Here is a 15,913-nt window from a genome sequence, read left to right as displayed (position 1 = left end):
GTGTGGCACTGTGGCTGATGTTTTATCGCAAGGGGAAATAGATGCCCTATTATCTGCCTTATCAACAGGTGAGATGAATGCTGAAGAGTTAAAAAAGGAAGATACGGAGAGAAAAGTAAAAGTTTATGACTTCAAACGAGCTCTCCGTTTTTCAAAAGATCAAATAAGAAGTTTGACTCGAATACATGAGAATTACGCTAGATTACTAACAACACAATTATCAGCTTTGTTACGAACGTATGTTCAAATTTCTGTTGCGTCAGTGGATCAACTACCGTATGAAGAATTTATTCGATCTATACCTAAGATGACTATTTTAAATGTATTTGAACCTTATCCTCTAGACGGGCGCTTTGTTCTAGAGGTGAACCCTAATATAGCGTATGCTATGCTGGATCGATTATTAGGTGGACAAGGTGTTTCGGTAAATAAAGTAGGGAATTTAACGGAAATTGAAGCGAGAATCATTTCTCAAATTTTTCAAAGGAAGTTAGAAACGTTACGTGAAGCTTGGGAATCTGTTGAAGATATAGATCCAAGAATGGATGACATAGAAGTGAATCCACAATTTTTGCAGTTAGTCTCACCAAACGAGACGGTTGTTGTTATTTCCTTTTCGACAACAATTGGAGAAGCTTCTGGAATGATTAATTTCTGTTTGCCACATGTTGTCATTGAACCTATATTACCAAAGCTATCTGTTCACTTATGGATGCAGCAGAAGAAAAAGATACGAGAACCAGAAGAACTAGTTGATTTAGAACGAAATATTAAACGAGCGCCACTTGATGTAATTATTGAATTAGGGAAATCTCAAATTACTATCAATGAATTCTTGCAATTAGGCACAGGAGATATAATAGAACTAGAACAAAAAATAGAAAAGCCACTATTAGCTAGGGTGGAAGATCAGGCAAAATATTATGTACAACCAGGAAAAATAAAGGGTAATTTAGCAGTCCAAATTACCGATTCGGTGGAAGAAGAGGGGGACCAACGATGAGCGATATGCTTTCCCAGGAAGAAATAAATGCACTTCTTAATGGTATGAATAATGAATCAAATGAAGATAAAACAAACCTAGATGTTAACAATTATTTATCTAGTATTGAACAAGATGCATTAGGCGAAATAGGGAATATATCTTTTGGGAGCTCTGCTACAGCATTGTCAACTTTGTTAAATAATAAGGTAGATATCACTACCCCAGAAGTATCAGTAGTTAGTAAAAATGGATTAGAGAATAATTTTCCAAGTCCACATGTTGTTATATCCGTTAAATATACAGATGGCTTTGAGGGTACGAACTTACTTGTAATTAATACAATAGATGCTGCTATTATTGCAGATATTATGCTTGGAAACGATGGAACGAATGTAACAGAAGAGCTAACAGAAATGGAGATAAGCGCAGTTCAAGAAGCGATGAATCAAATGATGGGATCTGCATCAACCTCCATGTCAACGATTTTTAATAAGCGTGTGGATATTTCTCCACCGGGAATCGATTTAATGGATTTCACGGAGACGCCCTACCATGACGATATTTTAGAAGGGGAAGATGTTCTTGTTCAGATATCTTTTCATCTAAAAGTAGGCACGTTAGTAGATTCCAAGTTAATGCAACTTATTCCAGTAAGTTTTGCCAAAGATATGGTAGAACAGCTCATGAATCCTGTTGAGGAGGAACCACCTGAAGAACAGAATATACCTTCACAATATCAAGAAGAGGTAAGAAGTACACAGGAGGTTGCACAACAGTACAGTTCGATGGAACATACACCTGATACAAGACAACAACCTAATATATCGCTGCAACAAAGAAAACAACCCGAACGCTCAGCAAATGTTCAGCCTGTTGCCTTTGGTACTTTTGATACACCCAACCTAACTGATACAGAAGTAAAGAATTTAGATATGCTTTTAGATATACAGTTAGAAGTAACTGTTGAATTAGGAAGAACAAAGCGTTCTATAAAAGATATATTGGAATTGGGGCAAGGTTCAATTATTGAATTAGATAAATTAGCAGGAGAACCTGTTGATATTTTAGTGAATCAACGTTTAATCGCAAAGGGGGAAGTGGTAGTAATTGATGAGAACTTTGGAGTGAGATTGACTGATATTGTGAGTCAGAAAGAAAGATTACATCAATTAAAATAAAATGATATATTAATTTATCAATGTTCTAAAGCGAATAGTGTTATATAAAGAGTCAACCATAAAGGTAGTTATTTTGAGGAGGAAATAAAAATGGCAGTAAAAGTATTAATAGTAGATGATGCAGCATTTATGCGTATGATGATTAAAGATATTCTAACAAAAAATAAATTTGAAGTTGTTGCAGAAGCAAGTGATGGGTTACAAGCAATTAATTTGTATAAAGAACATTCTCCAGATCTTGTAACGATGGATATTACGATGCCTGAAATGGACGGAATTACTTCACTAAAAGAAATAAAGAAAATGGACCCAAATGCCAAAGTAATTATGTGTTCTGCTATGGGGCAACAAGCAATGGTTATTGATGCTATTCAAGCAGGAGCAAAAGATTTTATTGTTAAACCATTTCAAGCTGATCGAGTATTAGAAGCGATTAATAAAACGTTAAGTTAATTCCCTTGAGGAGTGTAGAATTTGAAACAACTTTGGTTTTCCCTCATTTTATTGTTATTTCTCTTCCCAATAGATGCTTCAGCAGAAGAGTTTGGAGAAGGGAATGGAACAGTAGAAAATATGTTTCGTACCTCTGACTCCAATCTTGAAGATACAACGGATGAGGAGCCTAGTGACGAGAAAGGTGGATCCTTTGGTAATTCCGATGATAATACTAACATCATCGGAACTCAAGATCAAAATCTATTCTTGTTATCACTGCAAATGTTTTTAGCATTAGGTGTAGTAATATTTCTTATTTATGCGTTACTTAAATTCGTAAATAGTCGTAGTCGGTCGTTTCGAACTAACACAACCATTGAAAGTATTGGTGGTGTACCCTTAGGGTCAAATAGATCTGTACAGATTGTCCGCGTGGGGAACAAACTATATGTTGTAGGTGTTGGTGATTCAATTAATTTACTTAAAGAAATTGATGATAGTAAGGAAGTTGAAAAAATCATAGAGGAGCATCGACCACAGGAAGTTTTCGATCAACCACTAACAAGAGTAACAGAATGGTTACGTGGACGTATCCTTCATAAATCGTCTGTAACCTCAGATACTTCTTTTCAGCACCTTCTCCAGCGAGAACTTAAGGGTGTAAAAGAATCACAAGAAAAAGTTCATTCAGCATTAAAGGAGAAGGACTAATGATTGAAATACCAGCATTAGACATTTTCACAGATGACCCTGAAAGTCTAACGGGAACAGTACAGTTATTACTATTATTAACCGTTTTGTCTTTGGCACCAAGTATTCTAATTTTAACAACTTGTTTTACTAGAATCGTAGTGGTGCTGTCCTTTGTGCGTACAGGATTAGCTACGCAATCAATGCCACCAAATCAAGTAATTGTTGGCCTAGCTTTATTTATTACATTTTTCGTAATGACACCCGTTTTTTCGGAAATAAATGAGCAGGCACTTCAACCTATGTTTGCAGGAGAAATTACGCAAGAAGAGGCGTTTGAATCTGCAGCATTGCCAATGAAACAATTTATGGCAAAGCATACAAGAGAGAAGGACTTAGCATTATTCATGGGATATGCTGGACTCCCTAGGCCAGAAACGTTAGATGACATTCCTTTAACCGCATTAGTACCTGCTTTTGCAATTAGCGAGTTGAAAACTGCTTTCCAAATAGGATTTATGATTTTTGTTCCATTTCTTGTAATTGATATGGTTGTAGCTAGTGTTTTGATGTCAATGGGAATGATGATGTTACCGCCAGTTATGATAGCACTACCGTTTAAAATCTTACTCTTTGTAATGGTGGATGGATGGCATTTAGTAGTCCGTTCTCTCTTACTGAGTTTCTAGAAGGTGATGTAAGTGAGTCAAGAGATGGTTATTTCTTTAGCTGAAAGAGGCGTATTTATGGTAATTCTCATCGCAGGACCTTTACTAATTATTGCACTAGGTCTTGGATTAATAGTAAGTATCTTTCAAGCTACAACACAGATTCAGGAGCAAACGTTAGCATTTATTCCCAAAATCGTTGGAGTTTTAATAGCTTTAATTGTTTTTGGACCGTGGATGCTTTCTCAAACGCTGGCTTTTGCTGAACAAATATTTAGTAATCTTCATTTATTTGTTGGGTAGGAAGGAATAATGATAGAGGTTTTTGAATGGATTCCAGCTTTTTTATTAATATTAGTTCGAGTTTCAGCTTTTATGGTGACGTTGCCTTTCTTTTCTTATCAGAATATCCCACCAATGATTAAGATAGGTATCTCTGTCTTTCTATCCTGGGTGATGTTTTTTACAGGTGATTGGCCTATCTTAGCAATAGATTATATTTACTACCTACTAATCATAAAGGAAGCACTTGTGGGCTTGACGGTAGGGTTAGTAGCGATGATTCTTTTATACGCTATTCAGATAGCGGGTGGATTTATCGATTTTAAAATGGGCTTTATGATTGCAAATGTCATTGATCCTCAAACAGGAACACAAACTCCCCTAACTGGGGGTTACTTATATGCTTTTGCTATCTTGTTTTTATTAGCAACGGATGGTCATCATCTTCTTTTAGATGGAGTGTTTTACAGCTACCAATTTATACCGATGGATCAAGTGTCCATTCCTTTTCATAGTGATTCTGTTTTAGAACATGTAGTATCAAGTTTTAATATGATGTTTCTTATTGCATTCCAGATGGCAATGCCCATTGTTGGATCATTATTTTTAGTAGATGTTGCTTTAGGAATGGTGTCGAGAACAGTACCACAAGTAAATGTTTTTGTCGTAGGTTTACCACTTAAGATTATAGCTGGTTTTCTCATTTTACTATTAGTAATGACGCCTTTCTTCTATTTAGTAAAGTATTTAATTGAAACAATGATCATTACAATGAGAACACTTATGCAGCTTTACGGGGGAATAAGTTAATGTATTTATCTCTAGACTTACAGTTATTTGCTCAAGAGAAGACAGAACAAGCTACCCCTAAAAAGAAGAAAGAAACTCGTGAAAAAGGACAAGTTGCGAAAAGTAATGATGTTAACACTGCATTTATTTTATTATTTGTATTTTTATCGTTCTGGTTTCTTGGCAGATATGTAGTAGATAAATTAGAGGGGTTACTTCAGTCCAGTTTTCAAGACTTTTTACTCATGGAATTAACGGAAACGAATGTACAATCTTTGTTTTTGGAATACAGTGTGCAATCAGCGCTTATAGTAGGACCGTTTATGTTTATTGCTATGATTGCAGCAATTGCTGGTAATTACCTACAAGTGGGGATTTTATTTGCTCCAGAAGCAATAAAAATGAAATTAGAAAAATTAGATCCTATAAAAGGTGCAAAACGAATTTTTTCTGTACGTGCACTAGTGGAATTTCTAAAATCGATGTTAAAAATTGTTCTCGTAGGATTCGTAACATTTACTGTAATATGGATGTTTTTTGACGATGTTTTAAAACTCTCTTTATATTCAATTGGGGAGAGTGTAAGGATTATAGGAAATCTAACACTTATCATGGGACTTGCTGTTGCTATTTTATTAATTTTTTTATCTGTATTTGATTACTTATACCAAAAATATGATCATGAAAAGAATATTCGAATGTCAAAACAAGACATTAAAGATGAATACAAAAAATCAGAGGGTGACCCCTTAATAAAATCGAAAATTAAGGAAAAGCAACGACAAATGGCCATGAGTAGGATGATGGCTGAAGTACCGAAGGCTGATGTTGTTATTACAAACCCTACCCACTTTGCAGTAGCTCTTAAATATGACGGAGAGAATATGTCCGCTCCTGTCGTTGTGGCAAAAGGTGTGGATTATATCGCATTGAAAATTATTAATGTTGCAAAGGGCAATAGCGTAATTACAGTAGAAAACCGTCCATTAGCTCGGGCTTTGTATGCTCAAGCGGATATTGGTGACCCTGTACCTGAGGACTTGTTTAAAGCAGTTGCTGAGGTTTTAGCGTATGTTTATCGAATACAAAATAAATTATCGTAATTTATTTTTTTATAGATGTAGATGTGTTAGGAGAGAAGCGAGAAATGGCTATACGAGATTTTAGTATATTATTAGGAGTAATTCTCATTGTAATGATGTTAATTATACCCCTTCCAACAGGTGTAATAGATTTTTTGATTATTATTAATATTACTATTGCGCTGTTAATAATTTTGGTTTCTATGAACACGATGGAGCCATTACAATTTTCTATCTTTCCAACACTGTTATTATTAATTACACTCTTTCGTCTCGGGTTAAACGTTTCAACAACCCGTTCTATTCTAGATAAAGGTGATGCTGGAAATGTGATAGAAACTTTTGGCCAGTTTGTTGTTGGTGGAAACGCACTTGTTGGTTTTGTGGTATTTATCATATTAGTCGTTATACAATTTGTGGTTATAACAAAAGGTGCTGAACGTGTATCCGAAGTAGGGGCTCGTTTTACGTTAGATGCAATGCCAGGAAAACAAATGAGTATTGATGCAGATCTAAATGCTGGGATGATATCTGATTCAGAGGCAAGGGAAAGAAGAAAGAAAATAGAACAAGAGGCTGATTTTTATGGTTCTATGGATGGGGCTAGTAAATTTGTTAAAGGAGATGCCATTGCCGGAATAGTTATTGTACTAATAAATGTTATTTTCGGCTTTGTTATTGGGATGGCGCAACAGGGGCTTTCTCTTGGAGAAGCAGCGGAGAAGTACACGCTTTTAACCGTTGGTGATGGTTTAGTTAGCCAAATTCCCGCATTATTAATTTCAACTGCAACAGGGATTGTGGTAACTCGAGCCGCATCAGAAGGAAATCTTGGACATGATATTACAAAACAATTATTAGCGTACCCCAAAATGTTATACGTAGCAGGTGGAACCATTGCTTTATTAGGATTTTTTACACCAATTAATGAATGGGTTACTTCAACAGTTGCTCTTACGTTAGGTGTTGGTGGTTTTATGCTTATGCGTAACGAGAAGAAGTCATTACAATTAGAAGAAGTGAATGATGAAATAAACGACAAAGAAGATGATATTAAATCTCCAGAAAGTGTTGTAAGTTTGTTGCAAGTAGATCCTATCGAGTTTGAATTCGGTTATGGATTAATTCCATTGGCAGATGCAAATCAAGGTGGAGATCTACTAGATAGGGTTGTGATGATTCGAAGGCAGCTAGCAATTGAAATGGGAATGATTGTTCCTGTAATAAGAATTAGGGATAACATTCAACTCCAGCCTAACGAATACTCCATAAAAATAAAGGGAAACGAGGTTGCTAAAGGTGAGTTACTTCTTGATCATTTTATGGCTATGAGTCCAGGTGTGGATGACGAAAGCATTATTGGAATTGAGACGATAGAACCTGCCTTTGGTTTACCAGCCTTATGGATTTCAGAAGAATTTAAGGATCAAGCTGAATTATCAGGCTATACTGTCGTAGACCCACCATCCGTGGTATCTACTCATTTAACAGAAGTAATTAAACGTCACTCTCATGAATTAATAGGGCGCCAAGAAACAAAACAGTTAATTGATCATTTAAATGAAACATACCCGACGTTAGTAGAGGATGTTACACCTAATCCGTTGACTACGGGAGAAATTCAGAAAGTCCTAAGCAATTTATTAAAAGAAAAAGTATCCATTCGTAATTTACCAATTATTTTTGAAACATTAGCGGATTATGGACAAATGACGAAAGACCCAGACTTATTAACGGAATACGCTCGTCAAGCATTGTCACGACAAATCTCTAAACAATATGCTGTCGAGGGGGAGCCGTTGTATGTGATTACTGTAAGTGGTGCTGTTGAGAAGGCGATTGCAGATTCTGTTCAACAGACAGAACATGGGAGCTTTTTGAATCTTGACCCTAACTCTATGCAAGGCATTGTAGAAGGTACGATGGTAGAAGTGGACAAGATGCAGGAAACAGGTCAAATGCCAATCATTCTTTGCTCTCCTGCAGTACGCATGTATTTCAGACACGTTATTGATAGGTATATTCCTCAAATACCTGTACTCTCCTATAACGAGTTAGAGCCTTATATTGAAGTTCAAAGTGTAGGGGTGGTGAATTATTAATGAAAGTAAAAAAGTATACAGCAAAGACAATGCCAGAAGCCATGGCAAAAGTACGTGATGAATTAGGTAGCGAGGCAGTTATATTAAATTCTAAACAAATTAGTACTGGCGGTTTTTTGGGGTTTTTCACAAAAAATATGATTGAAGTCATTGCTGCAATTGACCCTGATATTAGGAAAAATTCAACTACAAAAACACCGAGGAAGCAGCAACAACCACCACAAGAACGGACAATGAAAGTAAAACAAGTACAAGTGGATGAAAAGAAAGCAATAATGAAAGAAATATCTGAACTAAAGAAGTTAATCCAAGATGTGAATTCAACAAATTCCCAGACGGTGCAACAATACCCAGGATATCTACAAGAGATCTATAACAATTTAGTGCAGCAAGAGGTAGAGAAAATCTACCTACTGAAAATTATGGAGAGTTTATTAATACGTTGGTATTCAGAAAATGGAGAAGCACAAACGAAAACAGCAGTATACGATTGGACCAAACACACGCTTCGAAAGTTGTTAGAAGACAAATCATATGGTCCATTTCAGTATAATAAGAGGTTTCTAAATGTTGTAGGACCTACAGGTGTAGGAAAAACAACTACACTTGCAAAAATTGCAGCCAAAGCAGCAATAGAACATGGGAAAAAGGTTGCATTTATTACAACAGATACCTATCGTATCTCTGCAATAGACCAATTAAAAACGTATGCAAAAATTTTAAACGTTCCCGTCGAAGTTGCATATTCCATTAAAGATTTCACAGAAGCTAAAGAAAAGCTTAACGACTATGATTTAATCCTAGTAGATTCTGCTGGAAGAAATTTTAGAAACCCTGAGTATGTTGATCAGTTACGTGAAGTGATAGATTTTGACAATGAAATGGAAACGCATCTTGTCTTAGCGCTAACTTCAAAGTATGGTGATATGAAAAAAATAGTAGAGCAATTTGCTCGTGTCACCATTCATAAGATAATTTTCACGAAATTAGATGAAACAGAATCTTATGGCGCAATGCTAAATATACCTTTTGAATTTAACGTAGGGGCGTCCTATCTTACTACTGGACAAAATGTACCAGATGATATTGATGATGCAACACATGAACTAGTTATAGATCGAGTGGTAAGGAGCTGAATGATCTATGAAAGATCAAGCAGACGTTTTACGGAATAAAATGAAACAAATACAGGACCGATCTAATCAAGAGGATAAAGAAACGAAAGTCATTGCAATAGTAAGTGGAAAAGGAGGGGTTGGAAAAACTAATTTTACTGTGAATTTCGCCATCGCATTGCAAGAGTTGAAAAAAAACGTTCTCATTTTTGACTTAGATATAGGGATGGGTAATATTGACATTTTACTAGGGAGATCAACAACCTATTCTGTTGTGGATATGTTAGAGAAAGATATTCCCATTCAGGACATAATGGGAAGTAGCGAAACAGGGATTACCTTTATTTCTGGTGGGACTGGATTCACAGATATTTTTGAAATGGATGAATCAAAAATGAATTTTTTTTTAGCACAGCTCTCAGTGTTAGAAGAAAAATATGATTATATTCTATTTGATATGGGGGCAGGTATTTCTAACAACAGCTTACAATTTTTGTTATCTGTAAATGAAATTATCTTAATTACAACACCAGAGCCAACTTCCGTTACAGATGCCTATGCAACTATAAAATATATACATGCACAAGACAGCACAATCCCTATTTATTTTCTAGTGAATCGTGTTCGAACGAAGCAAGATGGGGAGGTCACAATGAAAAATATACGTAATGTTTGCTCACAATTTCTTCAAAAAGAAGTGACTCACTTAGGAAATGTACCAGATGATGAGGTAGTATGGAAAGCTGTACGTTCACAACAACCTTTCTTGCTTTCGCATCCAAATAGCAAACCGTCAATAGCTATAAAAGAAACAGCCTTGTTATACATGAGAGGTGTTTCTAAGGATGAGTCAAGCAAGGGAACGTTAACCAACTTCGTGTGGAAGCTAAGGGATTTCTTTCAAGTAAAAGCAGGAGGACAAAAATGATAAAAGTTCTTGTTGTTGATGATTCTGCATTTATGAGAAAAGTGATATCCGATTTATTAGAAGAGGAACAGGATATCACAGTCGTTGATAGGGCTCGAAATGGAGAAGATGCATTAAAAAAGATAAAACTTCATCATCCAGATGTTATTACATTAGATGTGGAGATGCCAATTATGAATGGCATAGAAGCTTTACAAATGATAATGAAGGAAGTTCCTACCCCGGTTATTATGGTATCGAGTACGACCGTAGAAGGGGCAGATACAACGATACGTGCTATGGAGTATGGAGCATTTGATTTTATACCTAAGCCTTCCGGACCAATTTCTTTGGACATTCATAAAGTAAAAGAGGACTTAGTGTTAAAAATAAAACTTGCAGCCAAGGTACCCTTATCTAAATTACATTCTGTAAAAAGTCGAATAGTTGAGGCAAAGGACTCTTTACATACACAACTTGAAACATACGAAATAAAAAGAAGAGATGATTTCTTATCGAGTAAAGGGATTGTTGCAATTGGTACTTCTACTGGTGGTCCAAGAGCATTACAGCAAATCTTAACCACGTTACCTAGTGATTTTCCCTTTCCGATTGTAATTGTACAGCATATGCCTACTGGATTTACAAAATCATTAAGTAAGCGATTAAACGATTTATCGAAAATAACTGTAAAAGAAGCTGAAAATGGTGATATTTTAAAAAAAGGCATAGCGTATATTGCACCTGGAGGACTCCACTTAAAAGTACGAAAAATTGGAATGTCACTTGGTATTCAATTAGACTCGTCTGAAACTGTTCATGGCCATCGTCCTTCAGTAGATACAATGTTTTCCTCTTTAGCTACATTGCCGAATGTGGATGTACTAGCAATTGTTTTAACAGGAATGGGAACGGATGGGACTAAAGGCCTAGAATTATTAAAAAAGAGTCAAAGAGTTGTTGCAATAGCAGAATCTCAAAACACAGCTGTCGTGTTTGGTATGCCTCGGGCCGTGATACAGTCTAATTTAGTGGATTTAGTAGTAGATATAGATCAAATTTCAACAACAATTATGAAACAGTGCTCAGGGAGGTAATGAAATGGAAAAGAATCAATATTTAGATATGTTTATAGAAGAAAGTAAAGAACATTTATTATCTATGAATAAAAACTTGCTAGAAATGGAAAAAAACCCAAGTGATCCATTGCTAATTAGTGAGATATTCCGTTCGGCCCATACTTTAAAAGGAATGGCAGCGACGATGGGATATGAAGACTTGGCAAATATTACCCATCAAATGGAAAATGTATTGGATGGAATTCGAAATAATTCGATCGTGGTTTCAAGTGATTTATTGGATGTTGTTTTTGAATCAGTTGACGTCTTAGAAGAAATTGTAATGGATATCTCCTCTGGTGGTGAGGGGAAACGAGATGTAGTTACTATCGTAAAAAAGCTTGAGAAAATAGAACAAGGAACTACAATAAGCGAAACTTCTGCAACATTAGAAATAGCGAGTACAGATAGTATGCTAGATCAACAATTTGATAACTTTGAGCGTACGGTCTTAATTCAATCAAAAGAACAAGGGTTTCATGCATTCCAAGCCCATATTCACCTTCGAGAAGATTGTATTTTAAAAGCAGCTAGGGTTTACATGGTCTTTGATGTGTTAGAACAGGTTGGAGAAGTAATTAAGTCAAGCCCTACAGTAGATCAACTAGAAGAAGAGAACTTTGATTTAGATTTCACTATTACTCTTTTAACGAAAGACTCTGTAGAAGATGTGAAAGCTAAGATATTCAAGGTATCCGAGATCGATCATGTATCCATCTCAGAAATAAATGTAGAAGAGTTTCAGTCTTCGGAAGAATTACAAGAGACGGAGCAAGTAGAAAAATCAGAAATAGTTGAGAATGAGACAATTTCAAAAGAGTTAACTGATTCGTCAAAGGCGACAGAAGGAACACGAGGGAGTACATCACCTAGTAACAAGACGATTCGAGTAAATATAGATCGTTTAGATAGACTAATGAATTTGTTTGAAGAATTGGTTATTGATAGAGGTAGATTGGAACAAATCTCCCAAGATGCGAAGAATGAAGAATTATCGGAAACAGTTGAGCATATGTCTCGAATTTCAGGGGATTTACAAAACATCATCCTAACAATGAGAATGGTTCCAGTGGAGCAGGTATTTAATCGATTCCCTAGAATGATAAGAGGTTTGGCTAAAGATCTAAATAAAAAAATATCGTTAAATATCGTGGGAGCTGAAACAGAGTTAGATAGAACAGTAATAGATGAAATTGGCGATCCACTTGTTCATCTATTGCGGAACTCAATGGACCATGGAATTGAACATCCATCAAACCGTGCCTCCAAAGGAAAACCAGAAGAGGGTACAATTACATTAAAAGCTTACCACAGTGGTAATCATGTATTTATTGAGGTATCAGATGATGGTGCTGGAATCGATAGAAATAGAGTTACAGAAAGAGCTGTTAAGAATGGAATTATTACTGTAGATAAAAGCAGTACCATGCAAGATAAGGAAGTGTATGAGTTATTGTTCTCCAGTGGCTTTAGTACTGCTGAGAAAATATCTGATGTATCGGGACGTGGAGTTGGGTTAGATGTTGTAAAAAATAAAATTGAATCATTAGGTGGGAATGTATTTGTTGATTCCGTTCCGGGAAAAGGTACTACTTTCTCTATTCAATTACCATTAACGTTGTCCATCATTTCGGTTATGCTTGTTGAAATTCAATCGGAAACTTACGCGATTCCACTTTCATCTATTATTGAGACAGCGATTATAAAAGATGAAGATATTTTAGTAGTCCACAACCAAAAGGTTATTGATTTTAGAGGAAAAGTAGTTCCGCTTATTGATTTAACATCTTTCTTCGATGTTCCTAAATCAAAAGAGAACAATGGCTATCAATCTATCGTTATTGTAAGAAAAGGGGATAAAATTGCTGGACTAGTTGTTAACTCTTTTATCGGCCAAAAAGAGATAGTATTAAAATCATTAGGTAATTATTTGTCCAGTGTATTTGCAATATCTGGCGCGACTATTCTTGGTAATGGACAAGTAGCTCTTATTCTAGATTGTAATTCTCTTATAAAATAATTCTTTTTCAAAATGTGCAAAAAGGTACTATGTACGATGTTTTTTTCCAATGAGATAATCACATTAATAATACTTACAGGGGGTTAAATAATGAATACAGATATAAAAGTCAATGATATAAAAGTTATCGTTTTTCAATTACAGAATGAGGAGTATGGTGTTTCGGTTGAACAGGTGCTTTCCATTGAAAGGTTTCAACATATTACAAGAGTACCCAGAACCGCTGAATTTGTAAAAGGAGTAATTAATCTGCGTGGAGTTGTTACCCCGGTTATTGACCTTCGTAGCCGATTCGGTATTGAAGAGAAAGAATTCTCTGATTCATCTAGAATTATTATCGTAACCGTAGAAGAGATGAATGTTGGTTTAATAGTTGATGCAGCAAATGATGTTATTGATATTTCTTCTTCAGCTATTGAGCCACCTCCAGAAGTAGTTGGTGGCATTAAAACAGACTATATACGTGGAGTTGCAAAACTGGATAAAAGATTACTTATTATTCTAAATCTTAATAAAGTGTTAAGTCCTGATGAACTAAGTGAAATGCAAAACCTTGAGGAAGTTCAATGACATTTGTAAATGAAATACATCCTGATCATTTAGATATTCTAAAAGAAGTAGGGAATATTGGAGCAGGACATGCTGCCACAGCTTTATCCGTTTTACTAGACTCTGTGATAGATATGAAAGTTCCAGCAGTGAAAATAGTACCTTTTCAGGATATTTATGAAACAGTGGGAGGAACTGATGTTATTGTAGCTGCTATATTTTTAAGAATTCAAGGGGATGCACCTGGTAATATGTTCTTTATGTTACCTATTAAAGAAGCTTCGAAGTTTATCCAGCAGTTAACAGGGGATAAAACAATTGATTTTGAATGCCCACCCTATAATGAAATGGGGCTATCTGCTCTTTGTGAAATGGGGAATATTGTAGCGGGTTCTTATTTATCTGCATTCTCTGATTTTACTTCTTTACATCTTCACCCCACTCCTCCTGCAATTGCTATAGATATGATGGTAGCAATTTTAGGGGATGGGTTATTGGAAATATCTCAAGCTGGTGATTACGCTATCCTTATTGATACAGAAATTACGGAACGAAATGATTTAAATGCAACAACAGAAACAAAAGGGCACTTTTTCTTACTACCAGATCCAGACTCCTTTGAGAAAATATTTCAATCTTTAGGGGTAAATGTAAATGATAATAGTTAAAGTTGGAATGGCTGATGTTAAATATGCTAGTTCGCCAGATCGAATCAGAACTTCGGGGCTAGGGTCCTGTGTTGGTATTATCATTTATGACCAATATATTGAAGAATGCGGATTAGCACATATTATGCTCCCCGAATCAACGTTAGCTAGAAATGGACAAATTCAACGTGCGAAATACGCAGATACTGCAGTGGAGGATTTACTTCAATATATGGTTCAAAAAGGTTCAAAGGCTAATAGATTAAAAGCAAAAATTGCTGGTGGAGCGCAAATGTTTTCTTTTTCTACTAATAACGAAATGATGAGAATCGGACCTCGTAATGTAGAAGCAGTAAAAAATGCATTACAGAAGCATAAAGTTAGCTTAATTAGTGAAGATGTAGGAGGGAATAATGGTAGAACGATAGAGTTTGACCCTTCAACAGGTAAATTGGAAATACGCACTGTGAAACAAGGGATTAAAGAAATATAGGTTTTTCAAATTGCAATAAATCATATCAATCGTTTCTACTTAGAGGTCATATATTTACTAAAAGGGAGGTTTTTTCTATGTCATATGGAAATGTTTCAACGTTATTAAAAAAAGATTGGGAACAGTGGATGGGTTCTCGTGACCAAATGAGTTGTGATAATTTAATGAAAGCATATCTCCCTTTAGTTGAATATCATGTTCAGCGTATTGGAGCTAACCTTCCAAAAAACGTTGTAATGGAAGACCTGCGTAGTAATGGAATGCTCGGTTTGTATGATGCATTAGAAAAATTTGATCATAAAAGAGAATTAAAATTTGATACGTATGCATCATTTCGTATTCGAGGTGCTATCATCGACGGATTACGTCAAGAAGATTGGTTACCACGCACTGTTCGTGAAAAAACAAAGCGAATAGAAAAAGCTGTCGAAGTGTTAGAACAACAGCATGGAAGATATGTAACTTCTTTAGAAGTTGCGGACCACTTAGGGATCAAAGAAACGGAAGTATTACAATCGATGAATGAGAGTTTCATAGCAAACCAGCTTTCTATAGACGAGCCAGTTCATGATTCAAATCGGGAAGAATCATATAGTACATCTATTGAGGATAAAAAAACCCTGACTCCTGAAGGTAATTTAGATAAAAAATTGCAGATAGAAGAGTTAGTAAGTGTTATTAAAACATTAACTGATAAAGAACAAATGATCATTCACTTGTTTTATTTTGAAGAGCTAACATTAACTGAAATAGGAGAAATTTTAAAATTATCTACATCCAGAATATCCCAAATTCACTCTCGGATACTTTTTAAATTACAACAACGTTTTTCAAATAAATAGTATTACAAATA

General features: G+C 35.5%; 17 protein-coding genes. All 17 read left to right on the top strand.

The features are described from left to right. Nucleotides 1-10 precede the first annotated feature (10 nt). The 17 genes from fliM (at nucleotide 11) to ACERII_RS12190 (ending at nucleotide 15,902) form a co-directional block, all read left to right on the top strand. On the top strand, nucleotides 11-1,003 hold the full coding sequence (fliM, locus tag ACERII_RS12270) for a flagellar motor switch protein FliM (protein ID WP_373642647.1): 993 nt from the start codon (nucleotides 11-13) through the stop codon (nucleotides 1,001-1,003). Continuing rightward, complete coding sequence (fliY, locus tag ACERII_RS12265; protein ID WP_373642646.1) at nucleotides 1,000-2,163, top strand: flagellar motor switch phosphatase FliY; 1,164 nt, start codon at nucleotides 1,000-1,002, stop codon at nucleotides 2,161-2,163. Before fliM ends, fliY begins: the two co-directional genes overlap by 4 nt. A gap of 90 nt (nucleotides 2,164-2,253) precedes the next feature. After that, nucleotides 2,254-2,616, top strand: a complete 363-nt coding sequence (locus ACERII_RS12260; protein ID WP_373642645.1) for a response regulator — start codon at nucleotides 2,254-2,256, stop codon at nucleotides 2,614-2,616. 21 nt (nucleotides 2,617-2,637) lie between these two features. After that, nucleotides 2,638-3,309 (top strand): flagellar biosynthetic protein FliO, encoded by a 672-nt coding sequence (gene fliO / locus ACERII_RS12255; protein WP_373642644.1) that lies wholly within the window; start codon nucleotides 2,638-2,640, stop codon nucleotides 3,307-3,309. Continuing rightward, nucleotides 3,309-3,977 carry a flagellar type III secretion system pore protein FliP gene (fliP, locus tag ACERII_RS12250; protein ID WP_373642643.1) on the top strand — a complete coding sequence of 223 codons (669 nt, stop codon included), beginning with the start codon at nucleotides 3,309-3,311 and terminating at the stop codon, nucleotides 3,975-3,977. Before fliO ends, fliP begins: the two co-directional genes overlap by 1 nt. Before the next feature lie 12 nt (nucleotides 3,978-3,989). Then, nucleotides 3,990-4,259 carry a flagellar biosynthesis protein FliQ gene (gene fliQ, locus ACERII_RS12245; RefSeq protein ID WP_373642642.1) on the top strand — a complete coding sequence of 90 codons (270 nt, stop codon included), beginning with the start codon at nucleotides 3,990-3,992 and terminating at the stop codon, nucleotides 4,257-4,259. A 9-nt stretch (nucleotides 4,260-4,268) separates the two neighbouring features. Then, nucleotides 4,269-5,048, top strand: a complete 780-nt coding sequence (fliR, locus tag ACERII_RS12240; protein WP_373642641.1) for a flagellar biosynthetic protein FliR — start codon at nucleotides 4,269-4,271, stop codon at nucleotides 5,046-5,048. Then, on the top strand, nucleotides 5,048-6,130 hold the full coding sequence (gene flhB / locus ACERII_RS12235) for a flagellar biosynthesis protein FlhB (protein WP_373642640.1): 1,083 nt from the start codon (nucleotides 5,048-5,050) through the stop codon (nucleotides 6,128-6,130). Before fliR ends, flhB begins: the two co-directional genes overlap by 1 nt. A gap of 44 nt (nucleotides 6,131-6,174) precedes the next feature. After that, a complete protein-coding gene (gene flhA / locus ACERII_RS12230; RefSeq protein WP_373642639.1) occupies nucleotides 6,175-8,211 on the top strand; it encodes a flagellar biosynthesis protein FlhA in 2,037 nt (678 codons plus the stop codon). After that, complete coding sequence (gene flhF, locus ACERII_RS12225) at nucleotides 8,211-9,347, top strand: flagellar biosynthesis GTPase FlhF (RefSeq protein ID WP_373642638.1); 1,137 nt, start codon at nucleotides 8,211-8,213, stop codon at nucleotides 9,345-9,347. The genes flhA and flhF overlap by 1 nt, the downstream gene beginning before the upstream one ends. 7 nt (nucleotides 9,348-9,354) lie before the next feature. After that, entirely contained in the window at nucleotides 9,355-10,254 is a 900-nt protein-coding gene (locus tag ACERII_RS12220) for a MinD/ParA family protein (RefSeq protein ID WP_373642637.1), read from the top strand. After that, entirely contained in the window at nucleotides 10,251-11,330 is a 1,080-nt protein-coding gene (locus ACERII_RS12215; RefSeq protein ID WP_373642636.1) for a protein-glutamate methylesterase/protein-glutamine glutaminase, read from the top strand. Before ACERII_RS12220 ends, ACERII_RS12215 begins: the two co-directional genes overlap by 4 nt. 4 nt (nucleotides 11,331-11,334) lie before the next feature. Beyond that, entirely contained in the window at nucleotides 11,335-13,371 is a 2,037-nt protein-coding gene (locus ACERII_RS12210; RefSeq protein ID WP_373642635.1) for a chemotaxis protein CheW, read from the top strand. Nucleotides 13,372-13,461: 90 nt separating this feature from the next. After that, on the top strand, nucleotides 13,462-13,941 hold the full coding sequence (locus ACERII_RS12205; protein ID WP_373642634.1) for a chemotaxis protein CheW: 480 nt from the start codon (nucleotides 13,462-13,464) through the stop codon (nucleotides 13,939-13,941). After that, on the top strand, nucleotides 13,938-14,588 hold the full coding sequence (locus tag ACERII_RS12200; protein WP_373642633.1) for a chemotaxis protein CheC: 651 nt from the start codon (nucleotides 13,938-13,940) through the stop codon (nucleotides 14,586-14,588). The genes ACERII_RS12205 and ACERII_RS12200 overlap by 4 nt, the downstream gene beginning before the upstream one ends. Then, entirely contained in the window at nucleotides 14,575-15,060 is a 486-nt protein-coding gene (locus ACERII_RS12195) for a chemotaxis protein CheD (RefSeq protein ID WP_373642632.1), read from the top strand. The genes ACERII_RS12200 and ACERII_RS12195 overlap by 14 nt, the downstream gene beginning before the upstream one ends. Nucleotides 15,061-15,137: 77 nt before the next feature. Continuing rightward, nucleotides 15,138-15,902, top strand: coding sequence for a FliA/WhiG family RNA polymerase sigma factor (locus ACERII_RS12190; protein WP_373642631.1), 765 nt, complete (start codon nucleotides 15,138-15,140; stop codon nucleotides 15,900-15,902). The last annotated feature ends 11 nt before the right edge of the window (nucleotides 15,903-15,913 follow it).

The sequence above is a fragment of the Evansella sp. AB-rgal1 genome, assembly GCF_041820985.1.
GTDB lineage: Bacteria > Bacillota > Bacilli > Bacillales > Salisediminibacteriaceae > Evansella.
Note: the sequence above shows the minus strand (reverse complement) of the source record. Positions and strands in the feature narration are given on the sequence as shown.

Excerpts from the sequence above, each read along its gene's own strand:
- fliY (WP_373642646.1), top strand. The coding sequence starts at position 1,000 with ATGAGCGATATGCTTTCCCAGGAAGAAATAAATGCACTTCTTAATGGT.
- ACERII_RS12260 (WP_373642645.1), top strand. The coding sequence starts at position 2,254 with ATGGCAGTAAAAGTATTAATAGTAGATGATGCAGCATTTATGCGTATG.
- fliP (WP_373642643.1), top strand. The coding sequence starts at position 3,309 with ATGATTGAAATACCAGCATTAGACATTTTCACAGATGACCCTGAAAGT.
- fliR (WP_373642641.1), top strand. The coding sequence starts at position 4,269 with ATGATAGAGGTTTTTGAATGGATTCCAGCTTTTTTATTAATATTAGTT.
- flhB (WP_373642640.1), top strand. The coding sequence starts at position 5,048 with ATGTATTTATCTCTAGACTTACAGTTATTTGCTCAAGAGAAGACAGAA.
- flhA (WP_373642639.1), top strand. The coding sequence starts at position 6,175 with ATGGCTATACGAGATTTTAGTATATTATTAGGAGTAATTCTCATTGTA.
- flhF (WP_373642638.1), top strand. The coding sequence starts at position 8,211 with ATGAAAGTAAAAAAGTATACAGCAAAGACAATGCCAGAAGCCATGGCA.
- ACERII_RS12220 (WP_373642637.1), top strand. The coding sequence starts at position 9,355 with ATGAAAGATCAAGCAGACGTTTTACGGAATAAAATGAAACAAATACAG.
- ACERII_RS12215 (WP_373642636.1), top strand. The coding sequence starts at position 10,251 with ATGATAAAAGTTCTTGTTGTTGATGATTCTGCATTTATGAGAAAAGTG.
- ACERII_RS12210 (WP_373642635.1), top strand. The coding sequence starts at position 11,335 with ATGGAAAAGAATCAATATTTAGATATGTTTATAGAAGAAAGTAAAGAA.
- ACERII_RS12205 (WP_373642634.1), top strand. The coding sequence starts at position 13,462 with ATGAATACAGATATAAAAGTCAATGATATAAAAGTTATCGTTTTTCAA.
- ACERII_RS12200 (WP_373642633.1), top strand. The coding sequence starts at position 13,938 with ATGACATTTGTAAATGAAATACATCCTGATCATTTAGATATTCTAAAA.
- ACERII_RS12195 (WP_373642632.1), top strand. The coding sequence starts at position 14,575 with ATGATAATAGTTAAAGTTGGAATGGCTGATGTTAAATATGCTAGTTCG.
- ACERII_RS12190 (WP_373642631.1), top strand. The coding sequence starts at position 15,138 with ATGTCATATGGAAATGTTTCAACGTTATTAAAAAAAGATTGGGAACAG.